Below are 16,629 nucleotides of genomic sequence, written 5' to 3'. Positions count from 1 at the left end.
ACTATCCCTGTAAATATTCTTTATTTTTTTATTATAAGAATTATTTAATCTTTATTTTTTTAAATCTCTTTAAATCATCCGTCGTAAATCGATGGATTTTTTAGTATAATTAATATATTTAAATAAACAAAATTATAGAGATTTTTAGGAGATTTTTTATATATTATGTTATTTTTAATCCTTCCTTGTAAATTTTTTAGATTTTAAAAAAATATAAATTTAATATCGTTTATATTCCTAAATATCTATAAATCATCCGTCGTAAATCACCCTTAAAACTATATAAATAACAAAAATCAATGTGATTCGAGATGCAAGGTTTATATAGGAGTAATGCAAAGCTATTTTATGTAAAATAAGAAAAATTTTAAACTGTTAAAATCAGACCATTGATGGATGGAAATTTACGGCTCCGAGGATTGCCCTCATCATCGCTCAAAGTTAAAATCAGACCATTGATGGATGGAAATTGTGTATAGTGTCACAGGGACATAATTATTGTATATGTTAAAATCAGACCATTGATGGATGGAAATTAATTTACAATACCAGCGTTTATCATATTTACATTATGTTAAAATCAGACCATTGATGGATGGAAATAATTTTGCACATACTCCGTTAGGTGGACAATCTAAGGTTAAAATCAGACCATTGATGGATGGAAATGTAATCATATTGGTAGGAATTACAGAATTATTACTTCCGTTAAAATCAGACCGTTAAAATCAGACCATTGATGGATGGAAATAATCATGCTGGGGGAAGGCTCATCATCAGAATGTGTTAAAATCAGACCATTGATGGATGGAAATCATGATTTAGTTTTAAATTTAGACATATTATATACCACGTTAAAATCAGACCATTGATGGATGGAAATCCAAACCCCATTGATATAATAATAACGGGAAAATTATGTTAAAATCAGACCATTGATGGATGGAAATTAATATTAATTTTATCGATAACATAATAATAACTGGGTTAAAATCAGACCATTGATGGATGGAAATTTGAATATAAAAATGGAGTCAGAACTTTATGGTATGGGTTAAAATCAGACCATTGATGGATGGAAATATATAAAAAAGAATATAATGTGTGGCGTAATAAAAAGTTAAAATCAGACCATTGATGGATGGAAATACAAATTCTACGATGCGATACATTTAGTTCCAAGAGAGTTAAAATCAGACCATTGATGGATGGAAATTCTTATATGCTTCATCTGTTGGGTCATAAAATAAGCGTTAAAATCAGACCATTGATGGATGGAAATTCTTATATGCTTCATCTGTTGGGTCATAAAATAAGCGTTAAAATCAGACCATTGATGGATGGAAATTTGAATTTATTAACATATCTATTTTATTTATACAGTGTTAAAATCAGACCATTGATGGATGGAAATTCGATTAATTCATAAGTCCTTGTTTTGCTTTTATTAAGTTAAAATCAGACCATTGATGGATGGAAATTTTTAGTTCCTTCCTCCAATAATCCCTTTTTAGTTGGTTAAAATCAGACCATTGATGGATGGAAATGATAAACAGATTGAAAAAGAAGTTAAAGAGATAGAAGGTTAAAATCAGACCATTGATGGATGGAAATGGGTTCAGTGCTGTAAATGAATGGGGGCAAAATCTCGGTTAAAATCAGACCATTGATGGATGGAAATAAAGATACTGCAAGTTATAATTTTTATGCAAAATCGTTAAAATCAGACCATTGATGGATGGAAATGTAATTTGTAAGGATGTGAAATGATGTTTTTTAATTTAGGTTAAAATCAGACCATTGATGGATGGAAATAAAGTTATTCAACGATTCGCTAATAAATTATCGCTAGTTAAAATCAGACCATTGATGGATGGAAATTATATGAATACATCCCCCAATCTGCTAATATTGCAGGTTAAAATCAGACCATTGATGGATGGAAATTTATATATTGATTTTTGAATATTACTAAATAATTAAGTTAAAATCAGACCATTGATGGATGGAAATTTACTTTTTTCATTAGCTTTATAATATTTGTTAAGTTAAAATCAGACCATTGATGGATGGAAATTATTGGGCAAGAAGCAGTGTAGCACCGTGTATAATCCGTTAAAATCAGACCATTGATGGATGGAAATGCAATATTGTTTTCAGGGGGAAAAGATAGCACTGTTGGTTAAAATCAGACCATTGATGGATGGAAATCAGTATATATAATGTCATTGATAATAAAATACGCGAGTTAAAATCAGACCATTGATGGATGGAAATACATCTCTTTTAAAAAATAATAATCATTCCTGCTATGTTAAAATCAGACCATTGATGGATGGAAATATAATTATATCCTTTCCCTTCTTTGTTTTAATTTTATGTTAAAATCAGACCATTGATGGATGGAAATTTATATAATTATATAACTAATTTGTCCTGTTTTATCAGAGCTCCTATTACACTTTTTTTAACACATTTTGCAATTATTTCCCCCAACTTAGTATGACCACCAGTATAGTCTGCCTTTTTTCCAAATCCTTTGACAACAATTATATTATCTGTCCCTGTTCCTGTGGCGGTTAGTTCTGGATGTTTCGTGCTTTTTATATTTAATTCCTGAAATGCATTTGTTTTTGCTTCGGTGATTGTAATAATTGCCCTTGCCATTGCTCCGTCCGTTAAATCCGCATTTGTTATAAGTATTATATTAACAGTCCCAATTTTTTCTTTTTCCTTTTCTTTTTCGACCAATTTTCCATTAACAACTTTATATGTCTTGAAGTCCTTTTCAATATAATCGGCCTCTTCATCGCCCAACCTTATGGCATTATATTTTGCCCCTGCTGTTGTAAATGCTATTGCGTAAAATTCATCAAATTCCTCCTTTGCAATGGCTAAATTGTCCATATTTGCACCAGTGGATAATAGGGCAATATCTTTTTTATTTATGCCTATCCTTTCCAAAACCTGATTTTCATAATCCTTGTAATCATGGACTTTATCCCAAAATGGAACTGGTATTGAGTTATTCCCAACATATTTAACAGTTTTAAATCCCTCTCTTGTAGATAAAACTCTTCTATTTTTGTTAAATTCAATTACCAATGTTTTTGTGCATTCTGACTCGTTTTCAATTTCTACTGTATGGGGTATTTTCAGAGCTCGCCAATCATCCATACTATAAATGTTTTCAATCATGTTATCACCAAATTTATTTATAAATTTTAAATGGTATTTATTATACTTATAATTTAACCAATATTCAAATATTTTAAAATAATTTTAAATAAAAATTGAATAAATAAAGTTATAAATATATAACCATATAAAATTTATGATAAATACAACAGTAATAAATAATAATAAATAAAATAAAAAATATTATTTGATAATATGATGGATAAAGTGCATGATGACATACTGGATGAAAATAAAAAAATATTCGATATAGTAAAAAAACATTATAAAGAATATTTTATTTATGCAATTAAAAGAAAGTGGCTGGAAATTCCTGATGAATTGCCATATAAAGAAATAGGTTTTGGATATTTAAAAAAGGTAGATAACAGAAACATATCTTTTGACTCTGAAAAAGAATATTTAAGATGGGTTTTAGAAAATGCTCCATTTCATCTATATAAATCTCTATCATATATGGAGTATCCAGAAGCTGTTGGCGGAGCTCACCAAAAAAAGATATTAAAAAGAGAGATGGCATTTGACATAGATGTCCATAGGGTAAAAAAATGCACACATAAAGACGATAATTGGATTTGTAAATACTGTTTGGAGGAGGCAAAACATCAGGCTTTTATTTTAATCGATGAATTTTTAATACCTGATTTTGGTCTTTCAAAAAATGATTTAAAAATAGTTTTTAGTGGAAATAGGGGATACCATATTTATATAAAACCACAGGACGAGGATATAAAAAATATTATAGAACATTGGGATAGGTATCAAAGGCGGTATTTTATAGAATATATAATGGGAAAGAATTTAAATTTAAATTATGTTGGGAGTGGATGGAGAAGGAGGATATTAAATAATATAAAAAATAAGCAGATAAGAAATCAATTAAGTAAAACAAGAAATTGGAGACAAATAATTGATAAAAAAAATGAAAATGATAAAAACAAAATACTGTCTGCAATAGAAAATACTAAAAATAGGTTAGAACTTGACGAGAAGGTTATGGAGGATGATATTAGACTATTAAGGGTAGTAGGCTCTTTACATGGTTATACGGGATTTAGGGTTAAGGAGATAAAATATAATTCATTGGAATATTTTAATCCATTAAATCATGCGGTATTTTCTAAATTCAATAAAGAATATTACAGTATAAAAATAAATCAAAAGATTGATTCATTGAGAATAGATGATAAACTATATACAAGTAGAAGTAAAGAAATACCTGTAAGTGTGTTATTATTCTTATTCGGTCATAATGTAGATTTTGAAATATTGGATTAATCTTAATAATATAGTTAATTATTTAGATTTTAAATAAATCCAAACTTATATCAATAGCACGGGCTGAATGTATCAAACATCCCATGGATATTACATCAATATCGTATTTTGCATAATCCAACACATTGTGTTCATTTATTCCACCGCTAACTTCAATAAGTGGTCGATATTTGTTTTTATTTTCAAATTCATCTATTATATTAAGGGCATTTTCAATATCATCCGGTTTAAAATTATCCAACAATACAATATCTGGTTTGTGTTTTAATACCTCCTTTAACTGCTCTAAATTATCTACTTCAATTTCTATCTTTTTTGAGAAACTCAGTTTTTTTATCTCTTCAAAGCATTTTTCAATTCCAACGGCTTCGATGTGATTATCTTTAATCATCACCATATCATCCAATCTAAATCTATGGGTATCACCTCCTCCTATATAAACTGCATATTTTTCAACCATTGATAACATAGGCAAGGTTTTTCTCGTGCAGGCAATTTTTACATTTTTGTTTATTTTTCTTACCATTTTTACTATACTGTAGGTTTTTGTAGCTATCCCAAATAGATGCATTAAGAAATTTAAAATTGTTCTTTCAATAGTTAAGATTATTTTTGTATCTCCATAAATCTCCATAATATTGGTATTTTTCTTAACAATATCTCCTTCATCTACAAAGGTTTTGTGTTCTAAGTTATAATCCTTTAAAAAACTACCTATAAAATTTAGACCACAAACTACTGCATCCTCCTTAACTACTATTTTAGCCTTGGATTTTTGGTTTTTTGGAATAATTAACTCTGTGGTTAAATCTCCAAAACCAACATCGTAAATAAGAGATTCTTTTAATAATTTTTTTGCATAATCATCCATCATAAAATCAACCTTTTTTATGAATAATATAACTTTTATATATTTACATCACTTTAATTTTTATTGCATTTTATTATAATGTCATATTTATACCCTATATTGATATATTACTATATTTTTATTGTATATTATAATTATATATTTTTTATTTATTTTTATTTATCTTATTTTAAGGGTATAATATTTTTTATACCATAATTTTAATACCATAATTTTAATTCCTACGGTTTTATTAAATTCTATTTTAATTTTTATGTAAATATAATTTTATATATAATTATAAATGTTAAATGGTTATAATTTATAATACTTATCGGTGGTAATTATGCTTAAAACACTTCCTCCCACATTAAGGGAAAAGAAAAGATATATTTCGTTTAAAATTCTTTACCATAAGGAACTATCTGGAAGCGAGGTAGTGAATATAATAAGGAATGCTGTTATTAATTATTATGGTGTTTGGGGATGTTCAAAGAGCAATCCTTGGCTAATTGATTATAATCATCCAAAGGGTCTTTTAAGAGTATGCCGTGATGAAGTGGATTTTGTTAAATCTGCCCTTATATTATATAATGAATATAAAAAATATCCAATAAATATAATAATATTGGGTGTTTCTGGGACTATTAAGAAGTCAAGAAAAAAGTTTTTAAAAGTGCCTCATGAGGAATACTATAAGGTTATTCAGAGAAGAAAAAGGGAATAATAAATAAAAAAAGAAGAAATAAATTATAAAATAATAGAATAATAAAAAAAGTAAAATATAATTGATAAAAAAATAATAGATAAAAATAAAAACTAAATTAACTAAGAAAATTAATATTTATTAATATAAAGGTGTTATTATGTTAAAAACCTGTATATTTGGTATTGATTTTAAAAATCCTGTATTTTTAGCTGCTGGTGTTATGGGAGAAACTGGAAGTGCATTAAAAAGGATGGCAAAAAATGGTGCAGGAGCTCTATGCACAAAGTCAGTTGGAATAGAAAGAAGGGAAGGACATCATAATCCAACAGTGGTTGAAGTTAATGGCGGTTTCTTAAATGCTATGGGACTTCCAAATCCCGGAGTAAGGGAATATATTGGAGAACTTGAAAGAGTGAAGGATGATTTAAAACGAATAGATACAAAACTAATAGGTTCTATATATGGTAAAGACCAAAAAGAGTTTTCAGAGGTTGCAGAAATTATAGAACCCTATGTGGAATTAATAGAATTAAATATATCATGCCCACATGCAGGAGGTGGCTACGGAGCTCAGATAGGTCAAAACCCAGATTTATCATATAAGGTTGTTTCCGCTGTAAAGGATGCCGTAAATATTCCTGTTATAGCAAAACTCACTCCAAATGTGGTAGATATAAAAGAGATAGCAAAAACAGTTGTTGAAGCGGGAGCTGATGGCATTACTGCAATAAACACATTGGGTCCTGGTATGGTAATAGATATAGAAACTCAAAAACCAATACTTGGAAATAGGTTTGGAGGCATGTCTGGACCTGCTATAAAACCAATAGCTATAAAAAATGTATATGATATTTATTCAGTTGTTGATGTCCCAATAATTGGAGTCGGTGGAATAACTACTGGATACGATGTTATTGAATTTATGCTTGCAGGAGCTCAGGCTGTTCAGGTAGGAACTGGTATTTATTACAGAGGATACGATATATTTAATAAAATCTGCGATGAGATGAAATTGTTTTTAAAAGATAAAAATCTTAAACTTAAAGATATTATAGGGGGAGCTCATGAGTGAAGGTAATAATAAAAATAATTTTGATGATTTTAATGAATTTGTAAGATTTTTAAACTCAAACGACCCATCCGAGGTAATCGATAAGTTAAATCTAATAAATAAAATAGAAAGCGGTAAATGCAATAATAATGTGGATAATGATAAAAAATATGATAATAATAAGAATAATACTAAATATAATAATAAGAGTAATAATAATAAAAAATATATAACCTATTCAAAAAATGTATTTATACCATTATGTAATTGGTGCAGGAATATTTGCGGATACTGCACATTTAGAAAGGAAAATTACAAATTAATGAATAAGAACGAGGTTAAAGAAATCCTATTAAAAGGGGATAAATACGGTTGTAGAGAGGCGTTATTTACATTTGGAGAAAAAGTCGATGAAAACGAAAATATAAGGAATGATTTAAAAAAAATGGGATATGATAATATTTTAGAATATCTCTACGATTTGGAGGATTGGTGCCTTAACAATACTCAGTTATTACCCCATACAAACTGTGGAATATTGGATTATGAAGAGCTAAAATTATTAAAAGAAGTTAATGCCTCTATGGGACTTATGCTTGAAAATTCAAGCGATAGACTTTTTAAAACCATTGCACACAAAAATAGTCCCGGAAAAGAACCAAAAAAACGACTAAAAATGATTGAAAATGCTGGAAAATTAAAAATTCCATTTACAACTGGTATATTGGTTGGCATAGGTGAAACAAACGAAGAAATTGTTAAATCACTATATGATATAAAGGAGCTCAGTGAAAAATATGGTCATATTCAGGAAGCCATAATCCAAAATTTCAGGTCAAAAAAAGGCATACCTATGGAAAATTTTAAAGAGCCGTCCCCTTTAAAAATGTTGAAGGTCTTAATAGTGGCAAAACTAATATTAAACGATATATCTATACAGGTTCCTCCAAATTTAAATTCTGAAACTGGGCAACTATTCCTATTTGCAGGTGTTGATGACTGGGGCGGTGTTTCTCCATTAACAAAAGACTATGTGAATCCAGAAGCTCCATGGCCAAAGATTGAGGAATTAAGGCGATATACTGAGGAATTTGGATATAATTTAAAGGAGAGACTGCCAGTTTATGAAAAATATATAAATAAAACATGGTTAAGCGATAGGGTGTTCGAAAAAATTATGTCTTATAAAAACAGAATAATATAAGTGGATAATAAATAAAATAAAAATATAAAATTAGTAATAAAATAAAAAATAACAGAAATAAATTACTTGATTTTAAACCAGCAATAGCCATCTTTTTTCATTAATATTTTCCCATTTATTAAATGTATCTTATGTGTTTTTTTCCCATTTAATTCATTTAACATGGAAACAATCATTGATGGAATAGGACATGCACTTCCAGGTATTTCAGCTTCTCCTATTTGTTTTGGGCAATATCTACATTTATCTGACTTTATTCCAATTATTTCATCTTCAACGATGTAGTCGTCACACATATCACAAAATTTTATTAAAAATTTTATCAATTCTTTTTCATCGTTTGGAATATCTGGATGTATATCTTTTATACATCTTGCAACCTTCTTCCCTACCCCTTCACCTACAACATTTGTAGTTCCTTGATTTAATATACCAATTTTTGAGAGCTCCGCCATCAATGAGGTTAAAACAATATGCAAATTTTTTAAGTGTCTATCTTCTACTAATTTTTTATAGGAATCAACTACCATGATACCTCCCCTATAAATAATGTAATTCATAAATACATACTATAAAATCTTATTAAAATATTATCCAAGCAATATATAAATTTTTCCATAATATTTTATTATTCATAAAATTAATTTTAATTAAAATAGATGTAAATTATTATAATATTATCGTGTATATTTACTTAAAAATTTAATTACTTCTGTTAAAAATAAAATGGATTCAGGTCGGGTAAGTATCATCATAAAATCAGATAACCCTCTTTTCATCATTATCCATTTTTGTTTTATATTATTTTGAGTATAAGCTAATCAATACCTCCTACTATATATAGTTTTTAATGAATTTATAAATTTTATAACATTATAACTATAAAATTATATATAGTTAAATTTAAATAAGATATTTATCTTAGTATTTTCTGATATATTCTAAGTTTTATAGATTTTTATATTAATAATAACAATACCTATTGGAGATAGAATGTCCAACCCAAAAGCTAAACTTAACGCCATTAGATGTAGAATAAATGAAATAGACGAACAATTAATAGCACTGATGGCTGAAAGGACGCAGTTTGCAGGAGAAATTGCTCGTCTAAAAATGGCATTAGATATGCCGATAAACGATGAAAAGAGAGAACGAGAAATTCAGGAAAAAACACGAAAATTGTGTGAAAAGTATAACAATTTCAACCCTGATTTAGCGTTAAAGATACTAAAATTACTTATGGATTATAATAAAGAAATACAGATGAAAGAATTAAAAAATAAACAATAAATTATTTAAATAATGATTATATTATATTAGTTGATATTACAATAATAATTAATAGAAAAATTAAAAAATATTAAAAAATAAATAATAACTAATAGTTACTTCCAATAATAAATAAAAATGAATAGAAAATAAATATATAAAAAAGATAAAAGAAGAAGTAAAAAGGTGATACTTTGGGAAGAATTAGACAAACATTCATAAAAAGAACAGGCGATGAACTTTTAGAAAAGTTCGAAGATAAATTCACAACAGATTTTGAAACAAACAAAAAAGCTGTTGAAGAAGTTGCGTTAATCTCTACAAAAAGACTCAGAAACAGGATAGCAGGATATATCACATCAAGAGTAAAAAAAATGAGTGCATAATTGGAGATGATTTTTTATGCAAGGAGTATTTCCTGCAATTGTAACTCCGTTTAAAGATGGTGGAGTATATTATGAAGGACTGGAAAAAAATATAAATTTTTTAATTGATAACGGTGTTAGTGGCATTGTTTCAGTAGGAACAACAGGAGAATCCCCCACCTTAACCTACGAGGAACATCAAAAAGTAATCGAAAAAGCTGTTGATACAGTTAATGGAAAGGTAAAGGTAATAGCTGGTAGTGGCTCGAACTCTACAAAAGAAGCCATCGAGCTCTCACAATTTGCAGAAGATGTTGGTGCTGATGCAGTGCTTTTAATAACTCCCTACTATAATAAACCTACTCAGGAAGGTTTAAAAAAACACTTTGGAAAAATAGCAGAATCTATAAATATTCCAATAGTATTATACAATGTCCCGTCAAGAACAGCGGTTAATCTTGAACCAGAAACAATAAAGTATTTGTATGAAGAATACAGTAATATTACAACGGTAAAAGAGGCTAACCCTAACTTATCACAGGTTTCAGAGATTGTGAGCTCCTGTGATATAAATGTTCTTTCTGGAAATGACGAGCTCACCCTCCCAATAATATCACTTGGAGGGAAAGGAGTAATTAGTGTTTTGGCAAATATTGTTCCAAAGGAATTTGTTGAAATGGTGGATTACGCATTAGAGGGTAAATTTGATAAGGCGAGAGAAATCCACTGTAAATTATTTAATCTTATGAAATTAATGTTCGTCGAAACAAATCCAATACCTATAAAAACTGCCATGAATATGTTAAACATGCCTGCTGGTGAGTTAAGGCTTCCATTATGCGAGATGTCCCAAGAAAATAAATTAAAGTTGGAAAGTGCATTAATTGAAGCTGGCCTATTGAAGAAAAAACTATAAAAATTTTAAAAATATATAATTAAAAACATAACCTATATATATAATAATCTTTGTGATATTTATGGTCGATATAGAAAAAATTCAAAAGCAGGCAGAAGAGATTGTTGAAAAGTTTTCAACAGTCCTTGAAAGTTTCGAATTAGGAAATGAAGAAGAATATTATATCCTTGAAACTAAAAATGTTTTAAGGGATGATGACGAACCTGTTTCAGATACTTCATTTAGAAAAAATGCATTAAATATTGCTCCAAAAACAAAAGATGACTATATCGTCGTTGAAAAAAGTAAATGGAGCAATTAAAAGAAAATAAAAAAGAAAATTCAGAACAAAGTGAGGAATTTTCACTTTTGATGCAACTTTTTTTAAAAGTTGCGTTGAGAAAAGTAAATGGAGCAATTAAAAAAATAGAAAAATAAAAAATAAAAAAGGAGCGTGGTACTATAAAAAGAAGTTCAAGAAGATGGAAAAAGAAAGGTCAAATGAGATGGAAACACTACAAAAAGAGAATTAGAAGAATGAAAAGAGAAAAAAGAAATAAATAATTAAAATAACTTTTTTATTTTTCAACTAATAATAATTTTATTTTTTAGATTTTTTTAAATAATTTGATTTAAATAATTTTATCTAAAATCATTGAATGATATTTCGTCAAATTTATAGTCGAAATCTTTTGAAATATACATTTCAAATTCCTTAGGTGTCAATAGTGGTTTTTTATAATTTAAATAATCGTCCAATACTATTCTTGGACAGGCACATATTATGTATGCATCGACATCATATATCAAATAATTCGGTGAGATGTTATTTAGGAGTATAGGCGTATAATTTATACTATTTTCTTTTAAAATACCCAATATATTGTTAAAAACATTTATTCTACACTGTCCTTTTTTTGTTGAAAGCACCACTCCTATTTTTTTTGGAGGATTTAAAAGCAACTTTGAAATAGCCCCTATTCTTTTTTTAATGAATTTTTTTATTTCATCATCTGTGATTTTAGAGAGCTCACCCGTTATTGGATTGTATATATCCACAGGCTTTTTAAATTTATATGCCAGCATTAAAGGATGAAATCTTCCCGTTCCAACAAATAATATATTATCTATATCTTCTGCTTCTTTATCACCAATATTAGCCCTACAACCTAATATTACAGCAGGATTATAATCCTTTAACATTTTTTTAAACTGTATGGTTGTAGCTACAATGGTATGACCTTTACCGTAGGTATTTAAAATTTTTTTAATGTCATCTCTAATGATTTTTAGCCTTTCATCATCTGGTTTATAGTAGGCATGAACAAATATGGTCGGTATTTCAGGTTTGGCATAGGGGAGCTCCTCATGACCATAGTGAATTATCAAATCAATACCAATAGATTTCAATCCTTCAATATCACATAAATCACAGGCTCCAAAACAACTTTCACCCCACAGGATGAGCTCTACCTCTTCACTATTGTTATCGATATTATTATAGTTATTATCCGCTTTAAGATATTTTTTTATCCTATCTATCTCCTTTTCAACGGATAATTTTAAACCCTCAGGAGCTTGAAATAATATTCTTTTTGCATTGTTTTGTTTTATTTCATTTATTACTCTTTCTGTTTCTAAATCCCACATCATATCACATACTAGTTATGTATTACTATATAAGATAAGGTTATTTAATGTATTTATTTGCATAATTCAATATGTTATCAATTAAATTATTATTCCTTAAAATGTATTATTAACTACATTATTATTCATTTTTGATTTTCTTTATAACTTTTATCCCATATATTTCAGTACTTTGATATTGGCCATTTTCGTCCTTCTCAATAGCTTTTACCATATCCCAAATTGTTAAAAGTGCAACAGAAACTCCTGTAAGTGCTTCCATCTCTATACCTGTTTTATAGGTAGTTTTTACCCTTACCTCAACTTCGATATTATCCTCATGCACTGTAAAATCTACATTTATAGAGGTAATAGGTAATGGATGGCACATGGGGATTATATTTGAGGTATTCTTTACAGCCATAATTCCTGCAACCTGTGCTGTTGTTAATACATCCCCTTTTATAACTTCCTTTTTAGTTATGGCTTTTATTGTAGAAGGTTTTAACCTTATAAATCCCCTTGCAATACATATCCTTTCAACATCTTTTTTATTTGATACATCAACCATTTTTACGCCTTTTTTATCAACATGAGTCAGCATAATATCTCCTCTGTATTATTTTATATTTTATATTAAATATTAGATATTCAGCAGTATGTTGCTAATATTATAAATATTATATAAAATAAATAATGGAAATTAAATAAGAAAAATAAGAAATTTAAATATAATTAAATATAACTTAAATAATGATTAATATTAATAATTAAAAGATTAGGGATTAAATAGATAAAAATATAATATAAAAGGCCAACATCTAAATAATAGGATATTTAATTCTTAAAAGCCGTGAAAAAATGAAACTTGAAGGGACTACAAAAAAGATAATGGAATTACTAATTGAATATTCAACTACTAAGGATATTGCAGAACATTTAAATTTACATCCAAAAAATGTAGATAGGTATATTAGGGTTTTAAGAGATTTAGGTCTTGTGATAACAAAAAAAGGAAAAAACGGCGGAGTATTTTTAACTGAGGAGGGAAGATATTTAATTGAGAAAAAACATATAAGCTTAATAACTGTAAAAGTTCAGATAGTGGCAGAAGACAGGATAGGACTTTTAGCAGATATTTCATCTAAAATATCTAAAATGGGTGGAAATATATTATCCACTACCCTTGAAAGAGAGAATGACAATGTAATTATTTGGCTTGTAATAGAAAATATTGAATTTAAAAAGCTAAAAGATATTTTAAAAGATGATGTAAAAAAACTGGTGATATTATGATAGAGGTTGAGTTAAAAGCTAAATTGGAAAAAGATGAAATATTAAATTTTATTCGTAAATTAGAGGACTTGGGATTTAAAAGGATTATTAAAAAAGAGGAAACAGATATCTATTATAATGGTATAGATAGAGATTTTAGAAAAACTGATGAAGCACTTAGAATTAGAAAGTCCGTGAATATGGATGGTATAGATAATATGGATATCAAATATGTAAGATACTATTTGACATACAAAGGTCCAAAAATGGACAATATTTCAAAAACTAGAGAGGAGCTCGAAGTTCAAGTAAGTGATGGAGAAACTACAAAAAAAATCCTTGAAAAACTTGGTTTTAAACCTGTGAAACCAATCGTAAAAATAAGGGAAATATATAAAAGGGATGATATAGAGATATCCATAGATGAAGTAAAAGATGTAGGAAATTATGTTGAATTTGAAAAGATAGTGGAATTTACATCCGAAAAAGAGAATGCCATAAATGAACTTATAAATTTAATGAAAAGTTTAAATATTAGTAAAGATAAACTAATAAAAACATCATATCTGGAACTGAGGGATAAAAATGAGTAAAAAATACTATAATAAATCCAACAAAAAAATAAATGGTAGAAAATTGGTAGCAATATTCATTGGAATAGCCATGATTTGCTCAGTTATTCCATTCTTTTTAATGAAATTGTAACTATAGTTGAAAATTATTTTATATTTATTTTATTTATAGTTATATATAATTATAAATATAACCCAAACCACTATTTAGCTACTATTATATTAGCTACCCTTATATATAGTAGGATGTATATTATTATCTATAATCTTTATCCATAATCTAAATCTTTTTTATAAAAGTTATCATAAAAAAAGTTATCATATGTTTAACATGTTTATATATCAATATTTCCTTTTTTAAATAATATCAAAATTATGTGTTTATTTTAATTTAGTATAATATGGTGATAGGTATGGCTTTAAGATGTCCAATAGTAAGTGTTCTCGGCCATGTTGACCATGGAAAAACGAGTTTGCTTGATAGAATAAGAAAAACAAGAGTTACAAAGAGAGAAGCAGGGGGAATTACTCAGCATATTGGTGCAAGTGAGATTCCAACAGATACTATAAAAAGAATATCAAAAGATTTGCTTGGGATGTTAAAGGCTGATTTAACAATTCCGGGGATTTTGGTAATTGATACACCCGGTCATGAGGCATTCACATCATTGAGAAAAAGAGGAGGAGCTCTGGCAGATATTGCTATATTGGTAGTTGATATAAATGAAGGTTTTAAACCTCAAACTGTTGAAGCGGTTAATATATTAAAACAGAATAGAACACCTTTTATAGTTGCAGCAAATAAATTGGATTTAATTCCCGGGTGGAACTCTGTTGAAGGACCTTTTGTTTTAAATTTCAATGAAAAAAAACAGCATCCTAATGCATTAACAGAATTTGAAATCAAACTATATGAAAATGTAATAAAACCATTAAATGAGCTCGGTTTTGAGGCAGACCTTTTTACAAGAGTAAAGGACATCACAAAAACTGTAAGTATAGTGCCAGTATCTGCCGTAACTGGGGAAGGCATTCCCGATTTGCTTGTTATGCTTGCAGGATTGGCACAGAAATTTTTAGAACAGAACCTAAAATTAGATGTTGAGGGTCCTGCAAAGGGCACAGTCCTTGAAGTTAAAGAAGAGAGAGGATTAGGAAAAACTATTGATGCTATAATATATGATGGAGTTGCTAAACAGGGACATTATCTTGTGGTAGGTAATCCAACAGGCGTGGTAGTTTCAAGAATTAAGGCACTTTTAAAACCAAAACCTTTGGATGAAATGAGAGACCCACGAGATAAATTTAAACCAGTAAAAGAAGTAGCTGCGGCATCAGGGCTTAAAATATCTGCACCAGATTTAGATACTGTTATAGCAGGTAGTCCATTAAGAATAGTTCCAAAAAACAAAATAGAAGAAGCTAAAAAAGAAATTATGGAGGAAATAGAAGAAACTGCTATACCAACAGATGACGAAGGCATAATTATTAAGGCAGACACTATGGGCTCATTGGAAGCTCTTGCAAATGAATTAAGAAAGAAAAATGTCCAAATTAAAAAGGCAGAGGTAGGGGATGTTTCTAAAAAAGACATTATAGAGGCTTCTTCTTATGGTCAATCCAATCCACTTAATGGTGTTGTAATAGCCTTTAATACAAAAATACTACCCGATGCAAAGACAGAAATGGAAAAATCAGATGTAAAAGTGTTTGAAGGAAATATTATATATAAGTTAGTTGAGGATTATGAGGTGTGGTCCAAAGAAATGGAGGAGCTCATGAAATCAGACGAATTTAACAAACTTACAAAACCTGCAATTTTGAGGATACTTCCAAATTGTATATTTAGAAAAAGCAAACCTGCAATATGTGGGGTAGAAATTGTATATGGAACTTTAAGGGTAGGAAGTCAAATAATGAGTGAAGATGGAAAAAGATTAGGTTATGTCAAAGAAATAAAAAATAAACAGCAAGAAAATATAAAAGAAGCAAAAGTTGGTATGCAGGTGCCTATTTCTATTGAAGGCAATATTATGCTTGGAAAACATGCAAAGGAAAACGATATATTATATGTGGAGGTTCCTGAAAATGAAGTTAGGAAACTTCTTCACGAATATATGGATGAATTAAGGGGTGATGAAAAAGAGGCTTTGGAGAGATATGTTGAATTAAAAAGAAAATTGGAAAACAACATGTTTTGGGGTATTTAATTTAAATATATAACATATTATACTAATTTTTTATAATAATTTTTTAAATAAACTAAAATTATATTCAAGTGAAGTACTCCTCCCTTACGGGAGGGGCTTCCTGACTCATAGGGGATACTTGCCC

At 28.4% G+C, this 16,629-nt stretch carries 17 protein-coding genes and 1 CRISPR repeat array; of the genes, 12 read left to right on the top strand and 5 right to left on the bottom strand.

Going from position 1 to position 16,629, the window contains the following annotated elements:
* Positions 1-374: 374 nt before the first annotated feature.
* Positions 375-2,410: a CRISPR direct-repeat array (repeat unit 30 nt; unit sequence GTTAAAATCAGACCATTGATGGATGGAAAT).
* An 8-nt stretch (positions 2,411-2,418) separates the two neighbouring features.
* Positions 2,419-3,198 carry an adenosylcobinamide amidohydrolase gene (locus METOK_RS06500; RefSeq protein ID WP_013867425.1) on the bottom strand — a complete coding sequence of 260 codons (780 nt, stop codon included), beginning with the start codon at positions 3,196-3,198 and terminating at the stop codon, positions 2,419-2,421.
* A gap of 222 nt (positions 3,199-3,420) precedes the next feature.
* Between METOK_RS06500 and priS the strand changes: the two genes are divergently transcribed.
* Positions 3,421-4,476, top strand: a complete 1,056-nt coding sequence (gene priS, locus METOK_RS06495; RefSeq protein ID WP_048058084.1) for a DNA primase catalytic subunit PriS — start codon at positions 3,421-3,423, stop codon at positions 4,474-4,476.
* A gap of 22 nt (positions 4,477-4,498) precedes the next feature.
* On the opposite strand, the gene nadC is transcribed toward priS, so the two are convergent.
* Positions 4,499-5,350: a carboxylating nicotinate-nucleotide diphosphorylase gene (gene nadC, locus METOK_RS06490; protein WP_013867423.1), complete on the bottom strand. Its 852-nt coding sequence runs from the start codon at positions 5,348-5,350 to the stop codon at positions 4,499-4,501.
* Positions 5,351-5,672: 322 nt separating this feature from the next.
* Between nadC and METOK_RS06485 the strand changes: the two genes are divergently transcribed.
* The 3 genes from METOK_RS06485 (at position 5,673) to cofG (ending at position 8,290) form a co-directional block, all read left to right on the top strand.
* Entirely contained in the window at positions 5,673-6,053 is a 381-nt protein-coding gene (locus tag METOK_RS06485; protein ID WP_013867422.1) for an Rpp14/Pop5 family protein, read from the top strand.
* Between the two features lie 139 nt (positions 6,054-6,192).
* On the top strand, positions 6,193-7,107 hold the full coding sequence (locus METOK_RS06480; RefSeq protein ID WP_013867421.1) for a dihydroorotate dehydrogenase: 915 nt from the start codon (positions 6,193-6,195) through the stop codon (positions 7,105-7,107).
* Positions 7,100-8,290, top strand: coding sequence for a 7,8-didemethyl-8-hydroxy-5-deazariboflavin synthase subunit CofG (gene cofG, locus METOK_RS06475; RefSeq protein ID WP_013867420.1), 1,191 nt, complete (start codon positions 7,100-7,102; stop codon positions 8,288-8,290). The genes METOK_RS06480 and cofG overlap by 8 nt, the downstream gene beginning before the upstream one ends.
* A gap of 62 nt (positions 8,291-8,352) precedes the next feature.
* On the opposite strand, the gene METOK_RS06470 is transcribed toward cofG, so the two are convergent.
* The gene (locus METOK_RS06470) at positions 8,353-8,820 is read right to left on the bottom strand and encodes a hypothetical protein (RefSeq protein ID WP_013867419.1); all 468 of its coding nucleotides are present in this window, start codon (positions 8,818-8,820) and stop codon (positions 8,353-8,355) included.
* Between the two features lie 463 nt (positions 8,821-9,283).
* Between METOK_RS06470 and METOK_RS06465 the strand changes: the two genes are divergently transcribed.
* The 5 genes from METOK_RS06465 (at position 9,284) to METOK_RS08955 (ending at position 11,257) form a co-directional block, all read left to right on the top strand.
* Positions 9,284-9,580 carry a chorismate mutase gene (locus METOK_RS06465; RefSeq protein ID WP_013867417.1) on the top strand — a complete coding sequence of 99 codons (297 nt, stop codon included), beginning with the start codon at positions 9,284-9,286 and terminating at the stop codon, positions 9,578-9,580.
* Between the two features lie 173 nt (positions 9,581-9,753).
* Positions 9,754-9,945 carry a 30S ribosomal protein S17e gene (locus METOK_RS06460; RefSeq protein ID WP_013867416.1) on the top strand — a complete coding sequence of 64 codons (192 nt, stop codon included), beginning with the start codon at positions 9,754-9,756 and terminating at the stop codon, positions 9,943-9,945.
* 16 nt (positions 9,946-9,961) lie between these two features.
* The gene (gene dapA / locus METOK_RS06455; RefSeq protein WP_013867415.1) at positions 9,962-10,840 is read left to right on the top strand and encodes a 4-hydroxy-tetrahydrodipicolinate synthase; all 879 of its coding nucleotides are present in this window, start codon (positions 9,962-9,964) and stop codon (positions 10,838-10,840) included.
* Between the two features lie 61 nt (positions 10,841-10,901).
* A complete protein-coding gene (gene gatC / locus METOK_RS06450; RefSeq protein WP_013867414.1) occupies positions 10,902-11,141 on the top strand; it encodes an Asp-tRNA(Asn) amidotransferase subunit GatC in 240 nt (79 codons plus the stop codon).
* A complete protein-coding gene (locus METOK_RS08955) occupies positions 11,129-11,257 on the top strand; it encodes a hypothetical protein (protein ID WP_269595240.1) in 129 nt (42 codons plus the stop codon). Before gatC ends, METOK_RS08955 begins: the two co-directional genes overlap by 13 nt.
* Positions 11,258-11,461: 204 nt before the next feature.
* On the opposite strand, the gene dph2 is transcribed toward METOK_RS08955, so the two are convergent.
* Both dph2 and moaC read right to left on the bottom strand, forming a co-directional pair.
* Positions 11,462-12,469, bottom strand: a complete 1,008-nt coding sequence (gene dph2 / locus METOK_RS06445) for a diphthamide biosynthesis enzyme Dph2 (RefSeq protein WP_048057930.1) — start codon at positions 12,467-12,469, stop codon at positions 11,462-11,464.
* Positions 12,470-12,590: 121 nt separating this feature from the next.
* Positions 12,591-13,052 carry a cyclic pyranopterin monophosphate synthase MoaC gene (gene moaC, locus METOK_RS06440; protein WP_013867412.1) on the bottom strand — a complete coding sequence of 154 codons (462 nt, stop codon included), beginning with the start codon at positions 13,050-13,052 and terminating at the stop codon, positions 12,591-12,593.
* Between the two features lie 257 nt (positions 13,053-13,309).
* Here moaC and METOK_RS06435 point away from each other — a divergent pair, with 257 nt between their 5' ends.
* From METOK_RS06435 to infB, 3 genes are all read left to right on the top strand, one after another.
* Complete coding sequence (locus METOK_RS06435; protein WP_013867411.1) at positions 13,310-13,744, top strand: Rrf2 family transcriptional regulator; 435 nt, start codon at positions 13,310-13,312, stop codon at positions 13,742-13,744.
* Positions 13,741-14,316, top strand: a complete 576-nt coding sequence (gene cyaB, locus METOK_RS06430; RefSeq protein ID WP_013867410.1) for a class IV adenylate cyclase — start codon at positions 13,741-13,743, stop codon at positions 14,314-14,316. Before METOK_RS06435 ends, cyaB begins: the two co-directional genes overlap by 4 nt.
* A gap of 392 nt (positions 14,317-14,708) precedes the next feature.
* Complete coding sequence (infB, locus tag METOK_RS06425; protein ID WP_048057929.1) at positions 14,709-16,505, top strand: translation initiation factor IF-2; 1,797 nt, start codon at positions 14,709-14,711, stop codon at positions 16,503-16,505.
* Positions 16,506-16,629: the final 124 nt, after the last annotated feature.

This window comes from Methanothermococcus okinawensis IH1, from assembly GCF_000179575.2.
In the GTDB taxonomy this organism is placed as follows: Archaea; AGJL01; Methanococci; order Methanococcales; family Methanococcaceae; genus Methanofervidicoccus; species Methanofervidicoccus okinawensis.
This window is presented reverse-complemented; position numbering and strand designations above follow the sequence as displayed.